Origin of the sequence: Streptomyces sp. NPDC091649, assembly GCF_044756785.1 — a bacterium.
Taxonomy (GTDB): domain Bacteria; phylum Actinomycetota; class Actinomycetes; order Streptomycetales; family Streptomycetaceae; genus Streptomyces.
In genome coordinates, this window is the sequence record NZ_JBIVTR010000007.1 from 231101 (window position 1) to 255705 (window position 24605).

Annotated in this window: 22 protein-coding genes; 3 read left to right on the forward strand and 19 right to left on the reverse strand. The window is 73.2% G+C overall.

Translation table 11 applies throughout. The features are described from left to right. Window positions 1–45 precede the first annotated feature (45 nt). The 8 genes from ACIQMU_RS15550 to infC all read right to left on the reverse strand — a co-directional run bounded on the left by ACIQMU_RS15550 (window position 46) and on the right by infC (window position 9345). The gene (locus ACIQMU_RS15550) at window positions 46–1392 is read right to left on the reverse strand and encodes a transcriptional regulator (RefSeq protein ID WP_352241657.1); all 1347 of its coding nucleotides are present in this window, start codon (window positions 1390–1392) and stop codon (window positions 46–48) included. Between the two features lie 420 nt (window positions 1393–1812). Beyond that, window positions 1813–4326, reverse strand: coding sequence for a phenylalanine--tRNA ligase subunit beta (gene pheT, locus ACIQMU_RS15555; protein WP_402689005.1), 2514 nt, complete (start codon window positions 4324–4326; stop codon window positions 1813–1815). Beyond that, window positions 4326–5465 (reverse strand): phenylalanine--tRNA ligase subunit alpha, encoded by a 1140-nt coding sequence (gene pheS, locus ACIQMU_RS15560; RefSeq protein ID WP_352241659.1) that lies wholly within the window; start codon window positions 5463–5465, stop codon window positions 4326–4328. The genes pheT and pheS overlap by 1 nt, the downstream gene beginning before the upstream one ends. Before the next feature lie 116 nt (window positions 5466–5581). Beyond that, the gene (locus tag ACIQMU_RS15565; protein ID WP_402689006.1) at window positions 5582–6733 is read right to left on the reverse strand and encodes an ATP-binding protein; all 1152 of its coding nucleotides are present in this window, start codon (window positions 6731–6733) and stop codon (window positions 5582–5584) included. 172 nt (window positions 6734–6905) lie between these two features. Beyond that, window positions 6906–7751 carry an RNA methyltransferase gene (locus tag ACIQMU_RS15570; protein WP_352241661.1) on the reverse strand — a complete coding sequence of 282 codons (846 nt, stop codon included), beginning with the start codon at window positions 7749–7751 and terminating at the stop codon, window positions 6906–6908. Between the two features lie 127 nt (window positions 7752–7878). After that, window positions 7879–8262, reverse strand: a complete 384-nt coding sequence (rplT, locus tag ACIQMU_RS15575; protein ID WP_007457565.1) for a 50S ribosomal protein L20 — start codon at window positions 8260–8262, stop codon at window positions 7879–7881. Window positions 8263–8369: 107 nt separating this feature from the next. Next, window positions 8370–8564 (reverse strand): 50S ribosomal protein L35, encoded by a 195-nt coding sequence (rpmI, locus tag ACIQMU_RS15580; RefSeq protein WP_003970213.1) that lies wholly within the window; start codon window positions 8562–8564, stop codon window positions 8370–8372. A 121-nt stretch (window positions 8565–8685) separates the two neighbouring features. After that, the gene (gene infC / locus ACIQMU_RS15585) at window positions 8686–9345 is read right to left on the reverse strand and encodes a translation initiation factor IF-3 (RefSeq protein ID WP_402689025.1); all 660 of its coding nucleotides are present in this window, start codon (window positions 9343–9345) and stop codon (window positions 8686–8688) included. 423 nt (window positions 9346–9768) lie between these two features. Here infC and ACIQMU_RS15590 point away from each other — a divergent pair, with 423 nt between their 5' ends. Then, window positions 9769–10131, forward strand: coding sequence for a DUF1844 domain-containing protein (locus tag ACIQMU_RS15590; protein WP_352241662.1), 363 nt, complete (start codon window positions 9769–9771; stop codon window positions 10129–10131). An 85-nt stretch (window positions 10132–10216) separates the two neighbouring features. Here the strand turns inward: ACIQMU_RS15590 and ACIQMU_RS15595 are convergent, their stop codons facing one another. From ACIQMU_RS15595 to ACIQMU_RS15615, 5 genes are all read right to left on the reverse strand, one after another. Continuing rightward, the gene (locus tag ACIQMU_RS15595; protein ID WP_402689007.1) at window positions 10217–10948 is read right to left on the reverse strand and encodes an MIP family channel protein; all 732 of its coding nucleotides are present in this window, start codon (window positions 10946–10948) and stop codon (window positions 10217–10219) included. Window positions 10949–11053: 105 nt separating this feature from the next. Further along, complete coding sequence (locus ACIQMU_RS15600) at window positions 11054–11830, reverse strand: SseB family protein (protein WP_402689008.1); 777 nt, start codon at window positions 11828–11830, stop codon at window positions 11054–11056. 71 nt (window positions 11831–11901) lie between these two features. Continuing rightward, window positions 11902–12102, reverse strand: coding sequence for a hypothetical protein (locus ACIQMU_RS15605; RefSeq protein ID WP_402689009.1), 201 nt, complete (start codon window positions 12100–12102; stop codon window positions 11902–11904). 143 nt (window positions 12103–12245) lie between these two features. After that, window positions 12246–13424, reverse strand: a complete 1179-nt coding sequence (mycP, locus tag ACIQMU_RS15610) for a type VII secretion-associated serine protease mycosin (protein ID WP_352241665.1) — start codon at window positions 13422–13424, stop codon at window positions 12246–12248. Continuing rightward, window positions 13421–14362 carry a hypothetical protein gene (locus ACIQMU_RS15615; protein ID WP_402689026.1) on the reverse strand — a complete coding sequence of 314 codons (942 nt, stop codon included), beginning with the start codon at window positions 14360–14362 and terminating at the stop codon, window positions 13421–13423. Before ACIQMU_RS15615 ends, mycP begins: the two co-directional genes overlap by 4 nt. 410 nt (window positions 14363–14772) lie before the next feature. Here ACIQMU_RS15615 and ACIQMU_RS15620 point away from each other — a divergent pair, with 410 nt between their 5' ends. After that, entirely contained in the window at window positions 14773–15975 is a 1203-nt protein-coding gene (locus ACIQMU_RS15620) for an amino acid deaminase/aldolase (protein ID WP_352241666.1), read from the forward strand. A 60-nt stretch (window positions 15976–16035) separates the two neighbouring features. Here the strand turns inward: ACIQMU_RS15620 and ACIQMU_RS15625 are convergent, their stop codons facing one another. Both ACIQMU_RS15625 and ACIQMU_RS15630 read right to left on the reverse strand, forming a co-directional pair. Further along, window positions 16036–17001 (reverse strand): DUF2510 domain-containing protein, encoded by a 966-nt coding sequence (locus ACIQMU_RS15625; RefSeq protein WP_402689010.1) that lies wholly within the window; start codon window positions 16999–17001, stop codon window positions 16036–16038. A gap of 54 nt (window positions 17002–17055) precedes the next feature. Next, complete coding sequence (locus ACIQMU_RS15630; protein ID WP_352241668.1) at window positions 17056–17991, reverse strand: LysR family transcriptional regulator; 936 nt, start codon at window positions 17989–17991, stop codon at window positions 17056–17058. 70 nt (window positions 17992–18061) lie between these two features. On the opposite strand from ACIQMU_RS15630, the gene ACIQMU_RS15635 reads away from it, so the two are divergent. Next, window positions 18062–19249 carry a TDT family transporter gene (locus ACIQMU_RS15635; RefSeq protein ID WP_402689011.1) on the forward strand — a complete coding sequence of 396 codons (1188 nt, stop codon included), beginning with the start codon at window positions 18062–18064 and terminating at the stop codon, window positions 19247–19249. On the opposite strand, the gene ACIQMU_RS15640 is transcribed toward ACIQMU_RS15635, so the two are convergent. From ACIQMU_RS15640 to ACIQMU_RS15655, 4 genes are all read right to left on the reverse strand, one after another. Continuing rightward, window positions 19188–19898 (reverse strand): helical backbone metal receptor, encoded by a 711-nt coding sequence (locus tag ACIQMU_RS15640; RefSeq protein ID WP_352241670.1) that lies wholly within the window; start codon window positions 19896–19898, stop codon window positions 19188–19190. The two genes, ACIQMU_RS15635 and ACIQMU_RS15640, sit on opposite strands and share 62 nt — an antisense overlap. 47 nt (window positions 19899–19945) lie before the next feature. Then, a complete protein-coding gene (locus ACIQMU_RS15645) occupies window positions 19946–20491 on the reverse strand; it encodes a cupin domain-containing protein (RefSeq protein ID WP_356730169.1) in 546 nt (181 codons plus the stop codon). Window positions 20492–20654: 163 nt separating this feature from the next. After that, the gene (locus ACIQMU_RS15650) at window positions 20655–23276 is read right to left on the reverse strand and encodes an ABC transporter permease/substrate binding protein (RefSeq protein ID WP_352241672.1); all 2622 of its coding nucleotides are present in this window, start codon (window positions 23274–23276) and stop codon (window positions 20655–20657) included. Further along, window positions 23269–24405, reverse strand: a complete 1137-nt coding sequence (locus ACIQMU_RS15655) for a glycine betaine/L-proline ABC transporter ATP-binding protein (RefSeq protein ID WP_352241673.1) — start codon at window positions 24403–24405, stop codon at window positions 23269–23271. The genes ACIQMU_RS15650 and ACIQMU_RS15655 overlap by 8 nt, the downstream gene beginning before the upstream one ends. Window positions 24406–24605 lie beyond the last annotated feature (200 nt).

Genomic DNA, 24605 nt, shown 5'->3' on the forward strand with positions numbered 1-24605 from the left:
AGGCGCGGCGGCCGGGGAGAACGAACGACGGGGCGTCGGCGGAGCTCACAGGGGCACAAGGAGCGCCTCGTCGATGAGGTCGGTGGTGCGCACGGCGTCGGCGCACCCGCTCTCGGCCAGCTCGCGCCGGACCTGCCGCAGCCGGTCGCGCAACCGCTGGGACTCCATTCCCCGGGCTCGTGTCGCCATTTCGGCAGCTGTACCGGCCGCGCGGTCGGCCTCGCCCTGTAGCAGCTCGATATGACTGAGCATCGCGAGACGGTGCACGCGCCCCCGGTCGTGCGCCGGGGCGCGCACCGCGGAGGCCGCGTGCGCCCGGGCGGCCGGCAGGTCCCCGAGACCGAGCAGCGCCTCGGCCACCTGGACATCGACCAGTCCCGGCTGGACGTACCCCGTCTCGTCCGGCTCCCGGCCGGCGTGGATGCGGTCCGCCTGCGCCTCGGCCCGCCCGATGCAGACCCGGGCGTTCGTCCCGTCGCCCAGCTTGGCGTACGCCTTCGCCTGCATGGCGTGCAGGTCGGCGGCCAGCGCCGGGGTGAGGTGGTCTCCGGCGGCCCGCAGCGCCGCCTCGGCGAAGGCGATGGAGCGGCGGTGGTCGCCGAGGAACAGCGACTGGGTGACCAGCAGGGCGATCACATAGCCGCCGAGCCCTCGGTCGCCGCTGGACTTGGCGAGCCGCAGCGCCTGGTGGAAGTAGCGCTGCGCGAGACCGTGGGCGTCGGAGTCGTAGGCGCAGATGCCCGCCACCGCCACCAGGCCCGCCGTCGCCCGGTGCAGGGCCCGGCCGAGGGAGTCGCTGTAGCCGCCGCGCAGCAGCGGCGCGGCCTCCGCGTCGAGGAAGCGGACGATCCGGGGCCTGGTCGCGATGCCGCCCGCCTTGCGGTACAGCTGCTCGTAGTGGTCGCGGGCCGCCTTCAGCATCGCTATGTCCGCCGGACCCACCCGGCTCGGTCCCGGCCGCGAGACGTCGGTGTCCTCCGGGGGGTTCTCCCACTCCCAGACCGGTATCACCGCGGTGGTTCCGGTGACGGCGGGCACGGTGGCCAGGTGCGGGCGCCGCTGATCGTCGGAGCGCCACAGGGCGGTGGCCCGCTCGACGAATCCGGTCAGGGAGGCTCCGCCGGCGCCGGCGGCCGCCGGCGCGGCGCGGGCGCCCATCCCGATGTCGTCGAGCCCCACGGGCCGCCCCAGCCGGCCGGCCAGCACCTCGCAGATCAGGTCAGGCACCTGGCCGCGCGGGCGCTGGCCCTTGAGCCAGCGGGAGACCGCCGTGTGTTCGTACCGCAGGCTCACTCCGCGGGTCGTCCCTGCTCGGTTGACGTGACCGGCGAGGCCCGCACGGGACACCCCGGCCTCCTCGATCAGGGCTTCGAGCAGGACATTGGGCTCCATCGTCCCCCCAGGTGCGTGTCGCAATGATGCTAGTGGAGCACGGTTCACACGGGGTGTGAACGGAATGCCCGAACCCTCCTGCTGTGCACTCTGCCGCACGGTCCCGGGGTTGGGTTGAATGAGCTCCCTCGCAAGAGGCGGCCCGGGTCGTCGGCTCCCCCTCGTAACGGCCCACGACCCGTACCCGCGCCGTCCGCACCGCTGACCTGCCCGACACTCCGAGGCGGCGCGGACGGCGCCCGGACCGCACGGCCCACTGACCGACGACGAAGGAGGGTGGCTGCGGAACGGAGGCGGGAATCGTGTTCCTCCCGGTTCCCGCTCCCGGTCCGGCGTGTGGTCCCGTCCGCCGCTCGGCGGGACGGAAGAAGGGGCGTATCCGGTGGCCGGATACGCCCCTTCTCGACGCGCTCGCAGGTGCTACGCCCCGCGCAGCACCGCGCCCGTGCGCTCGGCGGCCAGCGCCACCGCGCTGTCGCGGGCGGCCGACGCCTCCTCGACGGTCAGCGTGCGGTCGGCGGCGCGGAAGCGCAGCGCGTACGCCAGGGACTTGTTGCCCCCGCCGATCTGCTCGCCGGTGAAGACGTCGAACAGACGCAGCGATTCGAGGAGTTCACCCGCGCCCTCGCGCAGTGCCCGCTCCACGTCGGCGGCCGGGACGTCCCCGGCGACGACGAGTGCGACGTCCTGGGACGCCACCGGGAAGGTGGAGATCCGGGGCGCTTGGAGCGCTCCGTCGACGGCCCGCTCCAGGACGTCCAGCTCGACCTCGGCGGCGCAGGTCCGCTCGGGCAGGTGGAGCGCCTTGATCACGCGCGGGTGCAGTTCGCCCGCGTGTCCGAAGAGGGTCTCCTCGCCGTTCACGGTGACGTACAGCGCGGCGCAGCGGCCGGGGTGCCACGGGGCGTGCTGGTCGGCGCGGACGACGACCTCCACACCGGCCTCCGCGGCGATGGAGCGAGCGGCCTCGACGGCGTCCGCCCAGGTCGCCGGGGCGCCCTTGCCCCACCAGCCGGACTGCTCTCGGGCGCCCGCGAGGACGACGGCGGCGCGGCGCGGCTGACGCGGCAGGGCCGCGTCGAGGGAGGCGATCTCCTCGTCGGTGGGCCGGCGGTCGACGGGCAGCCGGACCGCCTGCGTCTCCTGGCCCGTCGGCCTGAAGACGAGACCGGTCTCGAAGAGCGCCAGGTCGTGGCTGCCGCGGCCGTCGTTGCGCCGCAGTGCGCCGAGGAGGCCCGGCAGCAGCGTGGTGCGCAGCGCCGGCTCCTCGTCGGAGATCGGGTTGACGAGCGTGACCGTGCGGCGGCGGGCGTCGTCCGCCTCCAGACCGAGCTGGTCCAGGACGGCGTCGCCGATGAACGGGTAGCTCAGCGCCTCGACGTATCCGGCTCCGGCCAGCACCCGGCCGATGCGGCGGTGCAGCCGCTGGCGGTCGGTGAGACCGCGGCCGGAGGGGGGCGTCGGGAGGGTGGAGGGCAGGTTCTCGTAGCCCTCCAGCCGGATGACCTCTTCGGCGAGGTCGTTCGGCTCGTTCAGGTCGGGACGCCAGGACGGGACGGTGACGATCAGTTCGTCCTGCCCGTAGACGTCGCAGCCGACCTGCTGGAGGCGGCGGACGACGGTCTCGCGGCCGTAGCCCACACCGGCGACCCGGTCGGGGTGGTCGGCGGGCATCGCGATGGTGCGCGGCGCGGACGGGGCGGTGATCTCGGTGACCCCGGCCTCGGCGGTGCCGCCCGCGAGCAGGACCAGCAGGTCCACCGTGCGCTGCGCGGCAGCGGCGGCGGCCTGCGGGTCGACGCCGCGCTCGAAGCGCTTGGACGCCTCGGAGGACAGCTTGTGCCGGCGCGCGGTGCGGGCGATCGAGATCGCGTCGAAGTGCGCGGCCTCGACGACGACCTCGGTGGTGATCGCGTGCTCGCCGTCCGCGTCGGCGATCTCGGTGTTGGCGCCGCCCATGACGCCCGCGAGGCCGATCGGCCCCCGGTCGTCGGTGATGACCAGGTCCTCGGCGTCCAGCACGCGCACGGTGCCGTCCAGCGTGGTGAGCTTCTCGCCCTGCGCGGCGCGGCGCACCCCGATCGGTCCGTCGACCCGGCTGCGGTCGTAGACGTGCAGGGGCTGGCCGAGCTCCAGCATCACGTAGTTGGTGATGTCGACGGCCAGCGAGATGGGCCGCATCCCGGCCTTCTGCAGGCGGCGCCGCATCCAGATCGGGGAGCGGGACTCCGGCTGGAGGCCGGTGACGGTGCGCGCGGTGAAGCGGTCGCAGCGCGCGGGGTCGGAGATCTTGACCGGGTAGCCGTACGCGTTCGGCGCGGGCACGTCCAGGAGCGCCGGGTCGCGCAGCGGCAGCCCGTACGCGATGGCGGTCTCGCGGGCGACACCGCGCATCGAGAGGCAGTAGCCCCGGTCCGGGGTGACGGCGATGTCGAGGACCTCGTCGACGAGCTGGAGCAGCTCGATCGCGTCGGTGCCGACCTCGTGCTCCGGCGGCAGCACGATGATGCCGTGCGTTCCGTCGTCGCCCATGCCGAGCTCGTCGGTGGAGCAGATCATGCCGTGCGAGGTCTTGCCGTACGTCTTGCGGGCGGCGATCGCGAAGTCGCCGGGCAGGACCGCGCCCGGGAGGACCACGACGACCTTGTCGCCGACCGAGAAGTTACGGGCGCCGCAGACGATCTCCTGCGGTTCGCCGGTGCCGTTGGCGGAGCCGACGTCGACCGTGCAGAAGCGGATGGGCTTCTTGAAGCCCTCCAGCTCCTCGATGGTCAGGACCTGTCCGACGACCAGGGGGCCCTTGAGGCCCGCGCCGATCTGCTCGACGGTCTCGACCTCAAGGCCGACGGAGACGAGCTTGGCCTGTACGTCTCGGCCGGTCTCCGTCGCCGGCAGGTCGACGTACTCCCGCAGCCAGGAAAGCGGGACGCGCATCAGATCTCCATCCCGAACGGCCGGGTGAACCGGACGTCACCCTCGACCATGTCTCGCATGTCTTCGACGTTGTGGCGGAACATCAGCATCCGTTCGATGCCGAACCCGAAGGCGAATCCGCTGTACTTCTGGGGGTCGACGCCGCAGGCGGTGAGCACCTTGGGGTTGACCATGCCGCAGCCGCCGAGCTCGATCCAGCCCTCGCTGCCGCAGGTGCGGCAGGGCCGGTCCGGGTTGCCGACGGACTCGCCGCGGCAGACGTAGCAGACCATGTCCATCTCGGCGGACGGCTCGGTGAACGGGAAGAAGTTCGGCCGCAGCCGGGTCTTCATGTCCGGTCCGAAGAGCGCCTGGACCATGTGGTCGAGGGTGCCCTTGAGGTCGGCCATGGTGAGGCCCTCGTCGACGGCGAGCAGCTCGATCTGGTGGAAGACCGGGGTGTGTGTGGCGTCGAGCTCGTCGGTGCGGTAGACCCGGCCGGGGCAGACCACGTAGACGGGGGGCTTGCGCTCCAGGAGCGAGCGGGCCTGGACCGGGGAGGTGTGCGTACGCAGTACGACGCCGGACTCGTCGCCCTCGGTCGCTTTCCCGTCGGGCGTGGTGCCCCGTACGAAGAAGGTGTCCTGCATCTGGCGGGCCGGGTGGTCGGGCACGAAGTTCAGGGCGTCGAAGTTGAACCACTCCGCCTCGACCTCGGGGCCCTCGGCGATCTCGTAGCCCATGGCCACGAAGACGTCCGCGACGCGTTCCATGATGGTCGTCAGGGGGTGGCGGGCGCCGGCCGGGGTGCGGTCGTAGGGCAGCGTGACGTCCACGGCCTCCTCGACGAGCACCCGGGCGTCCCGCTCGGCCTCCAGCTCAGCCTGCCGGGCGGCGAGCGCCTTGGAGACGGCTCCGCGGGCCTGGCCCACGCGCTTGCCCGCCTCGGCCTTGGCCTGCGGGGGCAGGGCGCCGATCTCGCGGTTGGCGAGGGACAGCGGCGAGGTACCTCCGGTGTGCGCGGTCTTCGCCTGGGCGAGCGCGTCGAGGTCGCCGGCGGCGGCGAAGGCGGCGAACGCCTCGTCCCGCAGGCGCTCGATCTCTTCCGGTTTCAGTGCCTCGACCTCGACTGGGTCGTACGACTTGTTCGGTGCCGACATCTCTTCCCGTGCTTCCGATTGGCTGGTGGCGCGACCCCGCTCGACGACTGGAGGACGCAAAGGTGCCAAAGGTCGAGTCTAAGGGCCGCAGGACGGTCGGGAGGCCCGTGGGCTGCTCACACCAGGCAGGCGGGCATGCTCACGGGCAGAATAAATCGGAACTCGGCCCCGCCGCCGGGTCCCCGGTCGACGGTGATGGTGCCGCCGTGGGCCTCGACGATGCCCTTGACGATGTAGAGGCCCAGGCCGGTGCCGCCGCGCTTGCTCCCCCGCCAGAAGCGGGTGAAGACACGGGCCATCGACTCCTCGGGGATGCCGGGGCCTTCGTCGCTCACGGTGACAGCCGTTCCCGTCTCGTCGCTCGTCCCCGGCGCGGGTGCCGGGGCGATCTCAATGGTGACGGTTCCCTCGCCGTGGCGCACCGCGTTTTCCAGGAGGTTGCCGAGGACCTGGTCGACCTTGTCGGGATCGGCCCACAGGGCGGGCAGCGGGCCCCGGGTGCGGACGAGGAAACGGTCGGGGGTCTGGCCTCCCGCGATGAGCGCCTGGATGTGCCGGGCCACGGCGGCGGAGACATCGACGGGCTGGCGGCGCAGCTCCAGGCGGCCGGAGTCGATGCGGGAGATGTCGAGGAGCTCGGCGATCAGCCGGGTGACCCGGCCGGCGTCCGCGTCGACGGTCTCCAGCATCAGCCGCTTCTGGTCGTCGGTGAACCGCTCCCACTTGGCGAGCAGGGTGGCGGTGAACCCCTTGACGGAGGTCAGCGGGGAGCGGAGTTCGTGGGCGACGGTGGCGATCAGTTCGGCGTGGCTGCGCTCGGTACGCCGACGGGCCTCGGTTCCCCGCAGCGAGACCACGACCCGGTGCACCGGGCCGAGCGGGTGATCGCGTACGTAACGGGCGGAGACGAGCACCTCACGGCCGCCGGGCAGCAGCAGGTTGCGCTCGGGCTGGCCGTTACGGGTGGCGAGTCCGCCGTACGGGTCCGTCAGCGTCCACCAGCGCTTGCCCTTGAGGTCCTCCAGCGGGAGGGCGGCCTCCAGCCGGCGGCCGATCGCGTCGGCGCGGGGGGTGGCGGTGATGCGGGCGGCGGCGGCGTTGAAGCAGATCACGTGCCCGCTCTCGTCGGCGACGACGAGACCGTCGGGAAGGTCGTCCAGGCTGATGCCGATGGCGTCCGGACCGGCCGTCGGCCCGTGCGGCTCCTCGTCCGCAGCGGGCGGTGCGGTGGTGTGCGCCGGTCGCGGCGAGCTCATGCCGACAGCCATCTTCCCGTATCCCCACCTCTCGAACCGGTGCAGTGGGCCCCCGAGTTCGTCACCCTACTAGCCGTCGGTGAACGGGCGACACCCTGTGGGGGCGCGGAGGGGAGTGTGCCGGTGGGACGGGGCTGGGATTGGCCGGGATCATGTGCTCACAGGCCGGGGAAGCGTCGTTCCGCTACGCGCCGGGGACGCGCCGGGGACGCTGCGCGCGGGCGGAGGCGTACAGGCAGACGGCGGCGGCGGTGGCGAGGTTGAGGCTCTCCGCCCTGCCGTGGATGGGGACGCGGACGACGGCGTCGGCGAGCGCGCGGGTCTCCTCCGGGAGTCCCCACGCCTCGTTGCCGAAGACCCAGGCGGTGGGGCCGCCCATGGTGCCCGCGTCGAGCTCGTCGTCCAGGTCGTCGGCCCCGGCCCCGTCGGCGGCCAGGATGCGCACCCCGGCCTCCCGCAGGCCCCGCACGGCCTGTTCGACGGGGACGCCGACGGCGACGGGCAGGTGGTAGAGCGAACCGACCGAGGCCCGTACGGACTTGGGGTTGTAGAGGTCGACCGAGGCGTCGGTCAGGATCACCGCGTCGGCGCCGGCCGCGTCCGCGCAGCGCAGGACCGTCCCGGCGTTCCCGGGGTCGCGCACATGGGCCAGAACGGCCACCAGCCTGGGTCGCGCGGCGAGGATCTCCTGGAACGGGCTGTCCAGGAAGCGGCAGACGCCGATGAGGCCCTGCGGGGTGACGGTCTGCGAGAGGTCGGCGAGGACGTCGTCGTCGGCCAGGTGCACCCGGGCGCCCGCCGTGTGGGCGGCCTCGACGATGTCGGCGTACCGCTCGGCGGCCTCGGGGGTGGCGAACAGTTCGACGAGGGTCGGCTCCCCGTCGCCGCCCCGGTGGGCCGCCGCCTCGCGCACGGCCTGGGGTCCCTCGGCGATGAACCTGCGCTCCTTGCCGCGGAAGGTGCGGCGGGCCAGCCGGCGGGCGGCGGCGACACGGGGGGAACGCGGCGAGATCAGTTCGGGGGTGCCCATGGTCGGCGGCGAGCCTCTCTGCGTACGGCTGTGGCGGTGTGGGGTGTCGGGCGGGGGCAACGCACCGGACCCGCAGGCGGCGTGCGCCTGCGGGTCCGGTTCGCGTACCTGGAAGGGGGTGCCTGGATCAGGCGGCCTTCGGGGCGTTGACGTCGCTCGGGAGGGCCTTCTGAGCGACCTCGACGAGGGCGGCGAACGCGTTGGCGTCGTTGACCGCGAGCTCGGCCAGGATCTTGCGGTCCACCTCGATGTTGGCGGCCTTCAGACCCTGGATGAGGCGGTTGTACGTCATGCCGTTCTGGCGGGCAGCGGCGTTGATGCGCTGGATCCACAGCTGACGGAAGTCGCCCTTGCGCTTCTTGCGGTCGTTGTAGTTGTAGACCAGGGAGTGGGTGACCTGCTCCTTGGCCTTGCGGTACAGGCGCGAGCGCTGCCCGCGGTAGCCCTTGGCCGCCTCGAGGATTGCCCGGCGCTTCTTGTGGGCGTTGACTGCCCGCTTGACGCGTGCCACTTGTTAACTCCTTGTAGCGGGGCCGTGGGTGTCCTCACACGGCCCGGAAACGAATTGGTCCCGGTGTGATCGAAGTCGAGCCTCCGGGGCGAGCCGGAGGCCGGACCTCACTTGCCGAGAAGCTTCTTGATCTTCTTGGCGTCGGCCGGAGCCACGACGACCGTGCCGGTCAGCGAGCGGGTCTTCTTGGACGACTTGTGCTCGAGAAGGTGGCGCTTGCCGGCCCTCTCGCGGAGCACCTTGCCGGAGCCGGTGATCTTGAAGCGCTTGCTGGCACCGCTGTGCGTCTTGTTCTTCGGCATCGCGCCGTTCTCTCCTCGTCAGTGGCGCCCCTCACGGTGCGGGGCACCGGACTGCAGGGGCGTCAGATCTCTATGGGATTCCGGGGAGACCCGGGGGCGCCTGGATGGCGGCCCCCGAAAGTCACGCCTCGGAAGGTGTCTCGGCCGAAGCCTCGTCCGCCGCGGCCGGGGCCTCGGCGATGGTGTCCTCGGACGGAGCGTCGGTCGTGCCCTGACGCTCGGCCTTGCGGGCGGCCTGGGCCTCACGGGCTTCGGCCATGGCTTCGGTCTTCTTCTTGTGCGGGCCCAGAACCATGATCATGTTCCGGCCGTCCTGCTTCGGGTTGGACTCGATGAAGCCCAGGTCCTCGACGTCCGAAGCGAGACGCTGGAGCAGTCGGAAGCCCAGCTCGGGGCGGGACTGCTCACGACCACGGAACATGATCGTGATCTTGACCTTGTCGCCCTGCTTGAGGAACCGGACGACGTGACCCTTCTTGGTGTCATAGTCGTGCGGGTCGATCTTCGGCCGGAGCTTCATCTCCTTGATGACCGTGTGCGCCTGGTTCTTGCGCGCCTCACGGGCCTTCATGGCCGACTCGTACTTGAACTTCCCGTAGTCCATGAGCTTGCACACGGGCGGACGGGCTGTCGCCGCCACCTCGACCAGGTCGAGGTCATACTCCTGTGCGAGTTCCAGGGCCTTGGCAAGCGGAACAATCCCGACCTGCTCGCCACTGGGACCGACAAGTCGGACCTCGGGAACGCGAATCCGGTCGTTGATGCGGGGCTCGGCGCTGATGGATCCTCCTCGGTAGCACCACGCGACCGCCTGGCGGACAGCCGCGTAACGTCTGTAACGTCAAGACCAACCGAGCCGGAAGCGAAAAAAGGCCCCGGACGGGACACAGGCGAGGCTCCAGGAACTACCGGAGCACCGCCGCAGTCAACCGCGGGGCGCATCGGACGGCTCCATCGTCCGTACGGAACGATGGGGACCGCCTGACCGGTGACCCGCCGCCCGATGAGGGCAGCCAGGTGGGAGATCGGAGCCTCCACTTGTGGGCCGGGCACATAGATGTCCGGCCGGTCGTTACACAAGGTTAGCAGCCCGGTCCCGGGTGCGCTAATCCCGCGTCGCCGCCGGTTTCCTCCCCCGCCGTTCCGGCGCCCCGGACGCCCTCCCGCGCGCGGGAGGGCGATGGCCTGGCCTTATCGTGTGGACATGAGTGACGCGACCCCCAGCAGCGATAACCCCGGCTTCGACGACATGGCCCGCGACATCGCGGAAGTCCCCGCGGTCGAGGTGATCGTGACGGTCGCCGTCAACCTGATGAGCGCGGCCGCCGTGAAACTCGGCCTCACCGAGGAGGGCGAGGAGCACAAGGACCTCGACGAGGCCCGCAAGCTGGTCCAGGCGCTGGCCGGGCTGCTGGACGCGAGCGCCACGGAGATCAGCACCTTCCACGCCTCCCCGCTGCGCGACGGCCTGAAGTCCCTCCAGCTCGCCTTCCGGGAGGCGTCGCTGGTACCGGACGAGCCGGGCCACGGCCCCGGCGAGAAGTACACCGGCCCGGTCTACGGCTAGAGCCCCCGCCTTCCCCGTACGCCAGGGAGCCCGCCGTCCCCCGTGGGGCGGCGGGCTCCCTGGCGTGCGCGGCCGGGACGGCCGCTCAGACGGCGTCCTCGGTCTCCTCGGTCTCCTCCGTCTCCTCGGGCGGAACGTTCGGGCAGGGGTGGGTGAGCCGGTGGGCGTAGGCGGCGATCGCTCCGCCGACCAGCGGCGCGAGGAGGAACAGCCAGAGCTGGGAGAGCGCCCCGCCGCCGGCGAACAGCGCCGGGCCCAGGCTGCGCGCCGGGTTGACCGAGGTGCCCGTCAGCGGGATGCCGACGAGGTGGATCGCGGCGAGGGCCAGGCCGATGGGCAGCCCGCCGAAGCCGGTGACCGCCACCTTGCGGGTCACCGCGAGGACCACGTAGACGAGCAGGAACGTCAGCACCACCTCGGCGAGGAAGGCGCCGCCGATGCTGATGCCGACCGCCGACCGGTCCTCGTAGCCGTTGGTGCCGAACTCGCCGCTGGTCTCCAGCCCCGGGATCTGCTTCGCCAGCAGGAACAGCAGGGCCGCGCCGACGATCGCGCCGAGGATCTGGGCCGCCCAGCGCTCCACGGCCGAGCGGAGGTGGATCCGGCCCGCCATGTACAGGCCCAGCGTCACGGCGGGGTTGACGTGGCAGCCGGAGATCGGGCCGAGCGCGTAGGTGAGCGCGAGGAGAGTGAAGCCGAAGGCGAGGGCGATGCCCACCGTGCCGAGGTACTCGACGGCGACCACCGCGGACCCGACGGCGAAGAACACCAGCAACAGGGTGCCGAGGAACTCTGACGCAACGATCCGCTTCTGCATGGAACCACCTCGCGAGCTTGACCGGTCGGTCGGATTTCTCCGAATTTCCGACAATTCTCGCGGCGGCGGGCGCTCGGCGCGCGCGGACCGGGTCGGCCCGGCACGTCAGCGGGCGAAGAGGGGCTCCCCCGGCGTGGCCGTGCCGGCGGGGAGAACGGCCAGATCCAGGCCGCTCACCAGCCGGGCCCGCAGCACCTCGCTGGCCGACAGGGCGCGGGCGACGCGGCGGGCCGCCTCGGCGGGCGCCGCGTCCGGGGCGAGGACGAGGGCGAGCGTGCCGTCCGCGCTGCCGGGCCCGAGCTGGGCGCGGACCACGGCGGGCTCGGCCGCCACGATCTCCCGCACGGCCTCGATGACGGCGGGGTCCTGGAGCGGGTCGGTGCTCGTGCGGTTCTCGGCGAGGGCCAGGAGCGCCTGCCCGCTCAGTTCGAAGGCGACGGGCCCGGCGAGGTCCAGCACGACGGTGTCGGCCTTCTCGTGGGCGGCGGCCTGGAGTGCCTGGTGCAGCGGTACGGCGACGGGGCGCGCCTCGGGGTCCCAGAGCGCCAGCGTCGCGGTCGAGGTGAAGGCGGGGAGCGCGCGCCGGTCGCCGGCCCGGAGGGTGGGTACGGCCATGTCGCTGGTCTTCTCCCGCCGGAGCCCGCCCCCCCGTCTCCCACCACCGCCCTTCTGAAGTGCTTCGCGCCCCTCTTGACTGTCCTCCTCGACCTCGCCGAGGACGGCGACGACGGGGACCAGGAGACGGGCGTCGCGCAGGGCCGAGAGCACCGGGCCGACGGCGCTCCGGTCGCGGGACCAGGCGTCCAGCGCCTCGGTCAGGGCGGGGGACGCCGAGCCGTCGTCGTCGGAGAAACCGGGGTCCGGGATGTTCTTGAGCTCCACGGGACGAGGGTAGTGCCTGGGGTCCCGCCGCTCGCCCGCAGGTGGCAGGTGACCGGCCCGGGGGCGGGGCCTCAACGCCCGGTCGCCCCGGCCAGCAGGGCGTGCGCCTCGTCGCGGGCGTGGGCGATGGGTTCGGGGAAGACCTTCCGGCCGTCCGCGACCAGGGCCCCTTCGTGCGGCAGCATGAGCGTCCCGCCCAGCCGGTCGGCGACGTCGGGGCCGATGCCTCCGACGTCCCGCGTGGTGCACCGCGGTGCGGCCCCGCGCGGCAAGGGGCCCGCCGGGTCTGCCGTCGCGCCGGATCCGGCCCGGCGCGAGCGGACGGACGCGGTGCCCGGGGCGGCCCGATGAGGTGGTGCGGGCCGGCCGGTCCGGGCGGCGGGCGTCCCGCGGCGGCGTTCCGGGCGCGGTGCGTTCAGCGGCGGCCGGGGGCGTTCCGGCCGCGCCACAGGACGACGGCGACGGCCAGCAGCGCCGCGCCGAGGCCCCCGGCGAGCGGCGCGGCCCAGCCGGCCGTACCGTCGGCCGCCCCGGCCGGGGCCGGGCCCTCGCCGAAGTACCGCCCCTGGTGCCCGGCCGGGGCCTTGGCGCGCAGGTCCCCCGGGCGCAGCCGGGAGCCCGCTTCGATGGCCTCCGCCGGGTCGACGATGCCGTAGCCGCGGGCGTCGTCGCGGCCCTGGGCGGGGGCGTCGCGGGCGGTGTCGGCCAGGAGCTTCTTGATCTGGGCGGGGCCGAGGCCGGGGTGGGCGGCACGGACGAGGGCGACCGCGCCGGAGACGAACGCGGCGGCGGCCGAGGTGCCCCACTCGATGTAGTAGTGCCCGTCCGGATTGGCGACCACGATGTCGACGCCGGGGGCGCTGACGGTGGCGTACCAGCGGCGGGTGGAGAACGAGGCGTGCGTGCCGTACTCGTCGACGGCGGCGACCGCGATCACTCCGGGGTAGGCGGCGGGGTAGGAGATCCGGTCCCCCTTCTCGCCCCCGTTGCCCGCCGAGGCGACCACGGGCACGCCCTTGGACAGGGCGTACTGGATGGCCGCGTCCTCGCCCGGGTCGGGGTGGGCGGACTTGCTGTCGTCCCCGAGGGAGAGGTTGATGACGTCGGCGCCGTTGTCGACGGCCCAGCGGATGCCGTCGGCGAGTGCGCCGCCACGGGACTTGCGGGCCTTGGCGCGGGCCGGGTCCTTGGACTCCAGGATCACCCGGACCGGCAGGACCCGGGCTTCGGGGGCGATGCCGAGGATGCCGTCGGCGCGCCCGGGGCCGTTGCCGTGCCCGGCGATGATCCCGGCCATCGCGGTGCCGTGCAGGGCCCAGGAGGAGTCGCCGCGGGCGGCGCCGAAGCCGACGAGGTCCTTGCCGGGGAGCACCTGGCCCGCCAGGTCGGGGTGGGCGTCGTCGACCCCGGTGTCCAGGACCGCGACGGTGACGCCCTGGCCCCGGGTGGTCTCCCAGGCCCGGTCCGCGTGCAGGGCCTCCAGCGCCCACTGCTGGTCACGGATGGCGTCCGCGTGGGCGGGCCCGACGGAGGTGAGGGCGAGGACGCCGGCGGCGCAGACCGCGGCGAGGACGCGGTGGGGGCGTCGGGTCATTCCGGCTGCTCCGTGAGGTCGGCGACGGCTCTGCGCAGCCCGCGCTCCACCCGGTCCGCGATGCCCTTCGCCTCGTGGCCGAGCCCCGCCTGGGCGATGTCCGTCGTGGCGTCCGGGGCCACGGCGTCGGACGCGGGCTGCGGATCGGTGACGGGACGCCCGTCCGCGAAGCCGGAGACGGCGAGGACGACGACCGGGATCTCGGTGAGCGGGCTGACGGTCCAGCTGGCGCGCTGCTCGTCGCCGAAGGAGGCCGCGAGAGTGCCCTCGGGGGCGTACGTACGGGGCATGAGGTCCTTGCGCGCGCCGAGTCTCTGCTCGGTGAACCGGGTGCGCAGAGCTTGCATGCCCGGGGCGTCGGCCTCCGCGAAGACCAGGCCGACGGTGGTGACGGCGGAGCGGGTGGCGTCGGTGTAGGTGGCGCGCACCAGCCGTTCGCAGCCGACCGGCCGGAGCGTGGTGCCGAGCAGCGGGTCGAGTCCGTCGGCACAGGCGCTGTCGGCGGCGACGGCGAGCCGCGTCCAGGTGCGGTCGGTGCCGCCGGGGCCCGCGCCCCTGCCCTGGAGCGTGCGGGGGAACAGCGTGTCGACGGGGACGCTGTGCCAGGCGCCGCGTGCGGTGCTGTACGGGCTCCGGGCGGCCCCGGCCGAGGAGTCGCCGGTCAGCCAGGCTCCGGTGGCCGCCCCGCCGATCAGCCCGAGCCCGAGCACGGCGCAGGCGGCGGCCGCCGTGGTACGCCACCGCTGCCGGGGCCGGACCGGCCGCAGCCGGGTGGTGGTCTCGGCCGGGGTCTCCGGGTAGCCGTAGCCGTAGCGGGCCGGCACCCGGTAGCCGCCGGGAGGCGGCGGAACGGTTCCGGGGGCGGGCGTCAGGTCGACCGCCCCGACGGGCCTGCGCCGGGGCCCGGGCGCGGACCCCGGCGGGGGGCCGGGGAGCACGGGCGCGGCGGGGTGGGCCGGGGGCTCGGGCACGGGGGGCGCAGGTGCGGGCGCGGACGGTGCGGGCACGGACGGCGCGGGCGCGGGGGGCGCGGGCGCGGGAGGCGCAGGCGGCGCGGGGGCCGGACGCGTGGGGGCCGGAGGCGCGGACGGGGAAGGGCGGGGCGCGGGCGGGGTGGCCGGGCGGGGCGGCACAGGGGGGCGCCGCGCTTCGGTACTCATCCGGCCCCCTGCTTACACGTCCTCGTACCGACCACGGATCACCGCCGCTGACAGGCCCGTTGGTGCTCGCGTGCACCTCACTCTACGGGCTGCGCACGAGCGGCGGGGAACGGGACGCCCCCGCGGCGGAGGATCTGCCCCGATCGTCCCCCTACCCAGCCGTAGGGGCTCTCTGACAAGCTGCGGCCATGACTGCCCGCGCCGCTGACCGGACCCGTTACAACCGGGCCACCGCCCATCTCGACGCCCCGATCGCGATCGTCGATCTGGACGCCTTCGACGCCAACGCCGACGATCTGGTGCGACGGGCGGGCGGGAAGCCGGTCCGGGTGGCGAGCAAGTCGGTGCGGTGCCGGGCCCTGCTGGAGCGGGTCCTCACGCGGCCCGGGTTCGCCGGGATCATGTCGTACACGCTGGCCGAGTCGCTGTGGCTGGCCCGGGCCGGGTTCGACGACGTCCTGCTGGCCTACCCGTCGGCCGACCGGGCCGCGTTCGCGGAGCTGGCCGCCGATCCGAAGCTGTCCGGCGCCGTCACGGTGATGATCGACGATCACGCGCAGCTGGAGCTGATCGACGCGTCCCGGGCGGGCGGGCGGGAGGAGGTCCGGGTCTGCCTGGAGCTGGACACCTCGCTGCGGATGCTGGGCGGCCGGGTGCGCGTCGGGGCGCTGCGCTCGCCGCTGCGCTCCCCCGCGCAGCTGGCCGAGCTGGCCCGCTCGGTGGCCCGCCGGCCGGGTTTCCGGCTGGTGGGCCTGATGGCGTACGAGGGGCATGTCGCCGGGGTGGGCGACGCGCTGGCGGGGCGGCCGCTGCGGTCCCGGGCGATCCGGCTGATGCAGTCGGCCGCCCGCAAGGAGCTGGCGGTGCGCCGGGCCGAGGTGGTGCGGGCGGTGCGGGCGGTCGCCCCGGACCTGGAGTTCGTGAACGGCGGCGGCACGGGCAGCGTGCAGCACACGGCGGCCGAGGCCGCGGTGACGGAGATCGCGGCCGGTTCGGGGCTCTACGTGCCCCGGCTGTTCGACAACTACACGTCGTTCACCGGCCGGCCCGCGGCCCTGTTCGCGCAGCCCGTGGTGCGCCGGCCCGGCGTGGGCGTGGTGACGGTGCTCGGGGGCGGCTATCCGGCGTCCGGCGCGGCGGGTGCGGACCGCTCCCCGGTGCCGTATCTGCCTGAGGGGCTGCGCTACGACGCGCAGGAGGGCGCGGGCGAGGTGCAGACGCCGCTGCTGGGCTCCCCCGCCGACGACCTGCTGATCGGGGACAAGGTGTGGTTCCGGCACGCCAAGGCCGGGGAACTGTGCGAGCGGTTCGAGGCGCTGCACCTGGTCGAGGGCGACCGCGTCACGGCGAGCGTTCCGACGTACCGGGGCGAGGGGATGACCTTCCTCTGACCGGGTCCGCTCCCGCTCGGGGGCCGGACCGGACAGGGTCGGAGGCCGACGCGGACCCGGTCAGGGGCCGATGGACGCGCCCACTCCGCCGTTCGTCGCGCTGTCGCCGAGCGGGCGGATGCCCCGGGTGATCGTGTCCATCAGGGACAGCGGCAGGCCGGCGACGTCCGCGTCGAAGGCGAACCGGACGGTCACCGGCGTCTCGGTGCCCACCGAGGAGGGGAAGGCGAGGGACTGCACGTACCCGCCGGGCCCCTCGCCCGTGGTGACCTTCCAGCGCACCAGGTAGCCGGTGCGGCCGGCGACGGTCAGCTCCCGCTCCTCGATCACCCGGTGGGCCTTGATGCCGCCGTGGGTGCGCCGGCCGAGGCCGTCCTCCTCGAAGGCCCGGTCGGCGGCGGTGACGATGTCGGCCTTCGCCAGCGCCTCGGGGTCGCTCTCGGCGCCCCGGGCGGTGTGCGTGGTGACCGTGCCGTGGTAGCAGAAGGACGCGGCGCCGGGGCAGTCGTAGGACTGCTCGGTGCGGATGGTGGGGACGTCCTCGGAGGTGTTCTCCGGCTTCTCCCAGCCGTCGGGCACCGGCAGGGAGATCCCGTTGAGCTGGTCGACGAGCACGGCCGGGTCCTCGTCCGTGGCGGGTTCGGCGGTCGGGGAGGCAGTGGCCGCGGGGGTGGCGGCGGAGGACTCCGACGACGTGGTCGCCGCCGGAGCCGCCGGCGTACCGTCCTCGTCGCGACCCAGCAGCACGGCCCCGGTGACGGCCGCGCCCAGGACCAGCAGCCCCGAGAGTGTGATCGCCAGGACCTTCGTCCGGCTGCCGTCGCCGGCCTCGTCGCGGGGGCCGTGCTGGTGCGGGAGCGGGAGCGACGGCGGGCCGAAGGCTTCCGGTGCGGACGGCTGCGGAGATGCGGCGTGCTCGGCGGCGGGCGGACGGATGTGCGCGGTCCAGGCCGTGCCGTCCCACCAGCGTTCGGTGCCGGGGGCGCCCGTGTCCGGGTACCAGCCGGGCGGCGTCGCGTAGCTCATGCCCTCACTCTAGGCTCCGGCTCCAGCACGGTCGCCGGGGCTGCCGGCGGCGGACTACGGGCTGTCCCGGCCGGTCAGGGACAGCAGATCGCGGGCGGGGCCGGTGGGGCGGTGGCCCGCGGGCCAGACGGCGCGCAGTTGGCGGCGCAGCCGTACGCCCGCGACGGGGACCTGGACGAGACGGCGGGACGACAGCTCTTCGCCGAGGGCGAGTTCGCTCAGGACGCAGGGGCCCGCGCCGCTCTCCGCCGCGCCCTTGACCGCCGTGGTGGAGGAGAGTTCCAGCAGCGGCTGGGCCAGCCCGCCGTGCACGGCGAGCGCCGCGTCCAGGACCTGGCGGGTGCCGGAGCCGCGCTCGCGCAGGATCAGCGAGGTGGCGGCGAGTTCGCCGGGCAGCAGCGGGGTGCGGCGGCGGGCCCAGGGGTGGCTGGGGGCGACCACGACGACGAGGCGGTCGTGGGCGATGACGGTGCCGTCGAGGCCCTCCGGTATCGACAGGCCCTCGACGAAGCCGAGGTCCGCCTCGCCGGTGACCAGGCGGCGGGAGACCGCCGCGGAGTTGCCGACGAGGAGGGAGACCGCGGTGTCGGGGCGCTCGCCGCGCAGGGCGATCAGCCAGCCCGGCAGCAGGTATTCGGCGATGGTCATGCTGGCGGCGACCCGCAGGCGGGAGTCGCGGCGGTCCCGCAGCGCCTGCGTGCCCGCGTCGAACGCCTCCGCCGCCTCGACCACCCGGCGCGCCCAGTCGGTGACCAGCGCTCCCGCGTCGGTCAGCCGGGAGCCGCGCGGGGAGCGGTCCAGCAGGGTGACGCCGAGCTGCCGCTCCATGGACCGGACGCGGCTGGAGGCGGCGGGCTGGGTGATGCCGACGTCCCGGGCGGCCCGCCCCAGGCTGCCGTGCCGGGCGACGGCGATCAGCAGTTCCAGCGCCCCGAGGTCGGGGACCCGGTGGGAGAGAGGGGTGCGGGGCTCGTGCGGGTCGCCGGTCATCGAGCCAGCTTATGACCTCATAGGGCCGGGGTCCCTGGCGGGCGCGTGCCCGGCCGCCAAGAATCGTGGCATGGCCATCTTTCCGCAGACCCGGACCGTCGTTCCGTCGCCCTCGGCACCACCGCCCCCCGGTCCGAGCGGGGCGTCCCCCGACTCGACGCGGCTGCCGTCCCTGCGGCACATCGGCCCGAACTGGTATGCGAGCGTCATGGGCACCGCGATCGTCGCGAGTGCCGGTGCGACGCTTCCGGCGGACGTTCCCGGTCTGCGCGCCGTGTGCACCCTCGTGTGGGCGCTGTCGGCCGTGCTGCTCGTGGCCGTCCTCACCGCGCGGGCCGGGCACTGGCTCTGCCACCGCGACCAGGCGCACGCCCATCTGCTGGACCCGGCGGTCGCTCCGTTCTACGGCTGTCTGTCGATGGCGCTGATGGCCGTCGGCGGGGCCACTCTGACGGTCGGCGGGGACGTGGTGGGCGTCCAGGCGGCGCTGGTGGTGGACGTGGTGCTGTTCGCCGCGGGTACGGCGGTGGGGCTGGCCGCGGCGGTCGTGGTGCCGTATCTGATGGTCGTACGCCACCGTCCCGCCCCCGGGACCGCGTCACCGGTCTGGCTGCTGCCGCTGGTCGCCCCGATGGTGTCGGCCTCACAGGGCGCGCTGCTGGTGCCCCACGTCTCCGCCGGGCAGGGACGTGAGGCGCTGCTGCTGGCGTGCTACGCGATGTTCGGGCTGTCGTTGCTGGCCACGCTGGTGGTGCTGCCGCTGGTCTTCTCCCGGCTGGTCCACCACGGTCCGCTGCCGCTCGCGCTGACCCCGACGCTGTTCCTGGTGCTGGGGCCGCTCGGGCAGTCGACGACCGCCGTGAACCAGCTGGCCGACGTGGCCCCGGGTGCGGTCGGGGCCCCCTACGCCTCCGCGTTCGGCGCGTTCGCCGTGCTGTACGGGGTGCCGGTGATGGGCTTCGCGCTGCTGTGGCTGGCCCTGGCGACCGCGATGGTGGTGCGGGCCGTGCGGAACGGGATGGGGTTCGCGATGACGTGGTGGGCGTTCACCTTCCCCGTCGGTACGTGTGTGACGGGTGCGGCGGGGCTGGCGCGGCACACCGGTCTCGACGCGCTGACCTGGCTGGCGGTGGCGCTGTACGTGTTCCTGGTGGCGGCGTGGGCGGCGGCCGGGGCGCGGACGGCGGGCGGGGTGCTCAGCGGAGCGCTGACGGCAGCGCCCGTGCCGCCTCGGCCAGCGACGGCCCGTACCAGGTGAGCAGCCGCCCGTCGACGAGCGCGGCGGGCAGCGAGGGGAAGGCGTCGGGCCCGTCGTCCGCGGTGAACCGGTAGGGCTCGTCGGGCAGCACGACCAGTTCCGCCCCCGACGCGTTCAGCTCGTCGAGCGGGACGCGCGGATAGCGCTCGGCGTGGCCGGCGTACACGTTGCGGATGCCGAGGCGGGCGAGGAGGCCACCGGCGAAGGTGTCGCGGCCGAGGACCATCCAGGGCCTGCGCCAGACCGGTACGACGGCGGGGCGCGGGTTCCCGGCGGGTGCGGGCAGGGCGGCCCAGGCGTCCTCGGCCGTATCCAGCCACGCGGGCCGGGCGAGCCCGCAGCCGGTGACCAGGACGCGGTGCAGTTCGGCGAACGCCTGCTCCAGGGTACGGATCTCGGTGACCAGGACGGTCAGCCCGGCGGCCCGGAGGGCGTCGAGGTCGGGGGCCCGGTTCTCCTCCTCGTTGGCGATCACGAGATCGGGGGCGAGGGCGGCGACCGCGGCCACGTCCGGGTTCTTCGTGCCGCCGATCCGGGCGGCGGTGAGCCCGGCCGGGTGCGTGCACCAGTCGGTGGCGCCGACGAGCAGCCCGGGCGCGGTGTGGGCGACGGCCTCGGTGAGCGAGGGGACCAGGGAGACGACGCGCACGGACGGGCCTTTCGCGGGGGTGGGGGGCGCACGCGCCCCCCACGGGCTCAGCGGCGGGAGTCGAAGGTGGCGTCGATGTGCTCGGCCACCGCGACGGTCAGGAGCCGGGTGCCGGGCACGGTGGCGCGCCAGCGGTGGCGGACGCCGCCGGAGAGGAACAGGGTGTCGCCGTGCTCCAGGCGGTGCACCTGGCCCTCGGCCTCGACGTCGACGGCGCCCTCGACGACGTACAGCAGTTCGTCGTTGCGGTGCTGGAACTCCCGCCCCAGGTCCGGCTCGCCGGTGAACTCCAGTGCGCTGAGCTGGTGCCGGCCGCGCACCAGGCGGCGTACGCCCTCGCCCTCCTCGGCGCGGACGACGTCCACGGCGCGCGCGGAGTCGGCGGCGGCGCGCAGACGTCCGCTGGTGGTCTCCAGCGCTTCGGCGACCCGGTCGAGGGAGCGGGGGCTGGGGCGGGCGCGCTCGTTCTCGACCTGGCTGAGGAAGGGCACGGAGAGACCGCTGCGCGAGGCGACCACGGCCAGCGTGAGCCCCAGGGTTCTGCGCCGTCGGCGGACGGCGGCGCCCACCCGCGGTGTGTCCTTGTCGTCCATGTCCCAGCTCCCTCCCACCCTCGCCATCCTCGCGGTTGCCAGCACCTTACGCACATGGTTGCGCACGACGTCCGGTAATCGACCTCCGGGCAGCCGGAAGGGGTGGCCCCGCCCGAAGGCGGGGCCACCCCTTTCGACCTGTGCTTTCGTGCCCGTGGGGCCCCTACTGGGGCGCCATGGTGTCCGCGATGCCCGGGTTGTCGTCCATCCAGGTCTTCACGGCTTCTTCCTCGTGACCCACGCCGTGCCTCTGGATCTCGTTCTCCAGTCCGCCGAGCTGCTTCTCGGTGAGCTTGAAGTCCTTGAACCACTTCGTCAGCTGCGGGTACTGCTGCGGGAAGTCCTTGGAGGCGATGGTGTGCAGCCGGTCGCCGTCACCGAACGTCTTCTTCGGGTCCTTGAGCTTGGTCATGCCGTACTCGTTGTACGCCCAGTGCGGGGTCCACAGCACGACCGCGACGGGCTCCTTCTTGGCGTACGCGCGCTTCAGCTCGGCCAGCATGCCGGGCGTGGAGGAGTCGAGGACCTCGTACTCCTCGTCCAGGCCGTACTGCGGCAGGACGTTCTTCTTGAGGTTCTCCATGGCGGCGGCGCCGGGCTCGATGCCGACGATCCGGCCCTTGAAGTCCGAGCCCTTGCCCTTGAGGTCGTCGAGGGACTTGACGTCCTTGACGTAGTCGGGGACGGCGATCTCGACGGAGGTCGGCCCGTACCAGGAGCCGATGTCGGTCAGCTTGTCGCCGTACTTGTCCCAGTAGTTCTTCTGCGTGTACGGCAGCCAGCCGTCGAACTGCACGTCGATCTGGCCGCGGGACATCGCGGCGTACATCGGGCCGACCTCGAACTGCTTGAGGTTGACCTTGTAGCCGCGCTCCTCCAGGACCGCCTTCCACAGGTAGGTGGCGGCGATGTCCTCCTCCCACGGGAACCAGGCGATCTCCAGGGTACGGTCGCGCTCGTCCTTGCCCTTGGCCGCCTTGGCGTCCTTCGGGGCCGGGGACCACGTGTCGGCGACGCCCGGGTTGGCCTTCAGCCAGGTGCGGACGGCTTCCTGCTCCTTGCCGGAGCCGGACTTCTGGATCTGGGCTTCGAGGCTGGTGAGCTGGTCCTCGGTCATCTTGAAGTTCTTCAGCCACTTGCTGACCACGGGGTTCTCGGCGGAGAAGCCCTTGCGCGCCAGAGTGTGGACGCCGTCGCCCTCGCCCCAGAGGCCCTTGGGGTCCTTGAGCTTGGTGAGGTCGTACTCGTTGTACGCCCAGTGCGGCGACCAGAGCGGAACGACGATCGGTTCCTTCTTGGCGTACGCGCGCTTCAGCTCGGCCAGCATGGACGGCGTGGAGCCGTCGATGAGCTTGTACTCCTCGTCCAGGCCGTAGCCCGGCAGCAGCTTGTCCTTGAGCAGGCCCATCTCGCCGGCGCTCGGCTCGATGCCGACGATCCGGCCCTTGAACTCGGACGCCCGGCCCTTCAGGTCGTCCATCGACTGGACGTCCTTCATGTACGCGGGGACGGCGAGCTCCAGCGACGTCGGGGCGTACCACGCGCCGAGGTCCTCCAGGCTGTCCTGGTACTTCTCCCAGTAGCTGGCGTGGGTGACCGGCAGCCAGGAGTCGGTCTGGAAGTCGATCTGCCCGTTGGCCATGCCGGTGTACAGCGAGCCGGCCTCGTACTGCTTGACGTCGACCTCGTAGCCGTGCCGCTCCAGCATCTCCTTCCAGAGGAAGGTGGAGGCGATGCCCTCGTCCCACGGGATGTAGCCGATGCTGATCTTCTTGCCGTCGCCGACCTGGGCGGGTCCGGCGGTGTCCTCCGTCTTCGAGCCGCCGAAGACGCTCATGCCGCCGGCGACGAGCGCGAGGACGACGATGCCGACGACCGCGAAGCGGGGCTGCGGGCGGTAGGTCCAGATCTTCCAGCCGTCGGTCATGGCCTGGGCCTTGGCGACCGCGCGGCGGGCCAGCGGGGAGACCTCGGTGCCGAGCGCTCCGGTCATCCGGTCCAGGTACATGGCGAGGATGACGATGGAGACGCCCGCCTCGAAGCCGAGGCCGACGTCGACGTTGCCGATGGCGCGGTAGACGGAGCCGCCGAGGCCGCCGCCGCCGACCATGCCCGCGATGACGACCATGGAGAGGCCGAGCATGATGACCTGGTTGATTCCGGCCATGATCGTGGGCAGGGCGAGGGGCAGCTGGACGCGCAGCAGGGTGTTGCGCGAGGTGGTGCCGAACGCTTCCGCCGCCTCGACGAGTTCGCCGTCGACCTGGCGGATGCCGAGTTCGGTCATCCGGACGCCCGGGGGCAGCGCGAAGATGATGGTGGCGATGATGCCGGGTACCACGCCGACGCCGAAGAAGATGACGCCGGGGATCAGGTAGACCATGGCGGGCATGGTCTGCATGAAGTCCAGGACCGGCCGGGTGATCGCGCTGACCGTCCTGGACCGGGAGGCCCAGATGCCCAGCGGCACGGCGATGATCAGGGTGACGAGCGTCGCGACGAGCACCAGTGTGAGGGTGTCCATCGCTTCGTCCCACAGTTCGACGGAGTCGATGAGGGCGAACCCGACGAAGGTGAGCAGTGCCGCGGGCAGGCCGCGCAGCCACCAGGCGATGATGGCCACGATGCCCGCGAACAGCAGGGGCGCGGGGGCGGACAGGACGGCGGCTATGCCGTCGAACATGCCGCCGACGACGGAACTGATGGCGTCGAAGAGCCAGGCGAGGTGGGTCTGCAGCCAGTCGACCGCGGAGTCGACCCATTCGCCGAGGGGGAACCTAAACACCGGCCACCTTCTTCACGCCGCCCGCGGCTGCGGGCTCGGTGGCACGGGGGGCCTCGGCCGGGGTCATCGGTTCGCCGAGGACGGCGAGCAGCCGGGAGCTGGGGACGACGCCGACGAGCCTGCCCTCGGCGTCGGTCACGGCCACCGGGTTCACGCTCTGCGAGCAGGGCGTGAAGAGGTCGATGATCGGCGTGGACTCCGCGACCGTGGCGGGGGCCGCGGCGAGCACGTCCTGCGGGGTGCGCAGCTCCGTGCCGTCCGCCGCCTCGGTGCCCATCACGGTGTGCGCCTCGGCCATGATCGCGCCCGCGGTGAGCACCCGGGAGCGGTCGACGTCCTGGGTGAAGGAGGCGACGTAGTCGTTGGCCGGGGTGACGAGGATGTCCTCGGCGGTGCCGAGCTGGACGATCTTCCCGTCGCGCATCACGGCGATCCGGTCGCCCAGGCGCATGGCCTCGTTGAGGTCGTGGGTGATGAAGACGATGGTCTTCTTCAGGCGCTTCTGGAGCTCCAGCAGCTGGTCCTGCATGTCACGGCGGATCAGCGGGTCGAGCGCGCTGAAGGACTCGTCCATGAGCAGCAGGTCGGCGTCGGTGGCCAGGGCGCGGGCGAGGCCCACGCGCTGCTGCATACCGCCGGACAGCTCGTCGGGCCAGGACTTCTCCCAGCCTTCGAGGCCGGTCAGCCGCAGCGCCTCGGCGGCGCGCACCTCGCGTGCTTCGCGCGGCACACCCTGGACCTCCAGGCCGTACGCGGCGTTCTCCAGGACGCTCCGGTGGGGGAAGAGCGCGAAGTGCTGGAACACCATGCTGATCTTGGTCGAGCGGACGTGCCGCAGTTCGCGCGGGCTCAGGGCGGTCAGGTCCTCGCCGTCGAACAGCACCCGGCCCGCGGTGGGGTCGAGAAGGCCGTTGAGCATCCGCAGCAGGGTGGACTTGCCCGATCCGGACAGCCCCATGACGACGAATATCTGTCCCGGCTCCACGGTGAACGAGGCATCGATCACCGCTGCGGTCGTTCCGTCGGCGCGCAACTCGTCGCGGCCGACGCCGCCCTCGAGCTTCCGCACCGCTTCGTCGGGTCGTCTGCCGAAGACCTTGTACAAGTGTTCGGCTTGCAGCCTGGACACATACACCTCACGCGTTGAACCGAAAACGGTCCGCCACCCCCCGGCAGACCGTGGAGCGGCGCGGGTTCGGTCCGCGTGGCACATGCACTAGTTGAAAATGCGACGTGGTTCGCTCCGGTGGCGCGCCTGCCCTCGCTTACACATCCCAAACACAACAGTGATCCAGGTCACCGGCCTGCGACGGAGGGCGATCGCGGTCT

Bases quoted from the DNA above. Each gene is read 5' to 3' on its own strand.
- ACIQMU_RS15550 (WP_352241657.1), bottom strand. From the start codon at position 1,392: ATGGAGCCCAATGTCCTGCTCGAAGCCCTGATCGAGGAGGCCGGGGTG.
- pheT (WP_402689005.1), bottom strand. From the start codon at position 4,326: ATGCGCGTCCCGCTTTCCTGGCTGCGGGAGTACGTCGACCTGCCGGCG.
- pheS (WP_352241659.1), bottom strand. From the start codon at position 5,465: ATGTCGGCACCGAACAAGTCGTACGACCCAGTCGAGGTCGAGGCACTG.
- ACIQMU_RS15565 (WP_402689006.1), bottom strand. From the start codon at position 6,733: ATGGCTGTCGGCATGAGCTCGCCGCGACCGGCGCACACCACCGCACCG.
- ACIQMU_RS15570 (WP_352241661.1), bottom strand. From the start codon at position 7,751: ATGGGCACCCCCGAACTGATCTCGCCGCGTTCCCCCCGTGTCGCCGCC.
- rpmI (WP_003970213.1), bottom strand. From the start codon at position 8,564: ATGCCGAAGAACAAGACGCACAGCGGTGCCAGCAAGCGCTTCAAGATC.
- ACIQMU_RS15590 (WP_352241662.1), top strand. From the start codon at position 9,769: ATGAGTGACGCGACCCCCAGCAGCGATAACCCCGGCTTCGACGACATG.
- ACIQMU_RS15595 (WP_402689007.1), bottom strand. From the start codon at position 10,948: ATGCAGAAGCGGATCGTTGCGTCAGAGTTCCTCGGCACCCTGTTGCTG.
- mycP (WP_352241665.1), bottom strand. From the start codon at position 13,424: ATGACCCGACGCCCCCACCGCGTCCTCGCCGCGGTCTGCGCCGCCGGC.
- ACIQMU_RS15620 (WP_352241666.1), top strand. From the start codon at position 14,773: ATGACTGCCCGCGCCGCTGACCGGACCCGTTACAACCGGGCCACCGCC.
- ACIQMU_RS15625 (WP_402689010.1), bottom strand. From the start codon at position 17,001: ATGAGCTACGCGACGCCGCCCGGCTGGTACCCGGACACGGGCGCCCCC.
- ACIQMU_RS15630 (WP_352241668.1), bottom strand. From the start codon at position 17,991: ATGACCGGCGACCCGCACGAGCCCCGCACCCCTCTCTCCCACCGGGTC.
- ACIQMU_RS15635 (WP_402689011.1), top strand. From the start codon at position 18,062: ATGGCCATCTTTCCGCAGACCCGGACCGTCGTTCCGTCGCCCTCGGCA.
- ACIQMU_RS15645 (WP_356730169.1), bottom strand. From the start codon at position 20,491: ATGGACGACAAGGACACACCGCGGGTGGGCGCCGCCGTCCGCCGACGG.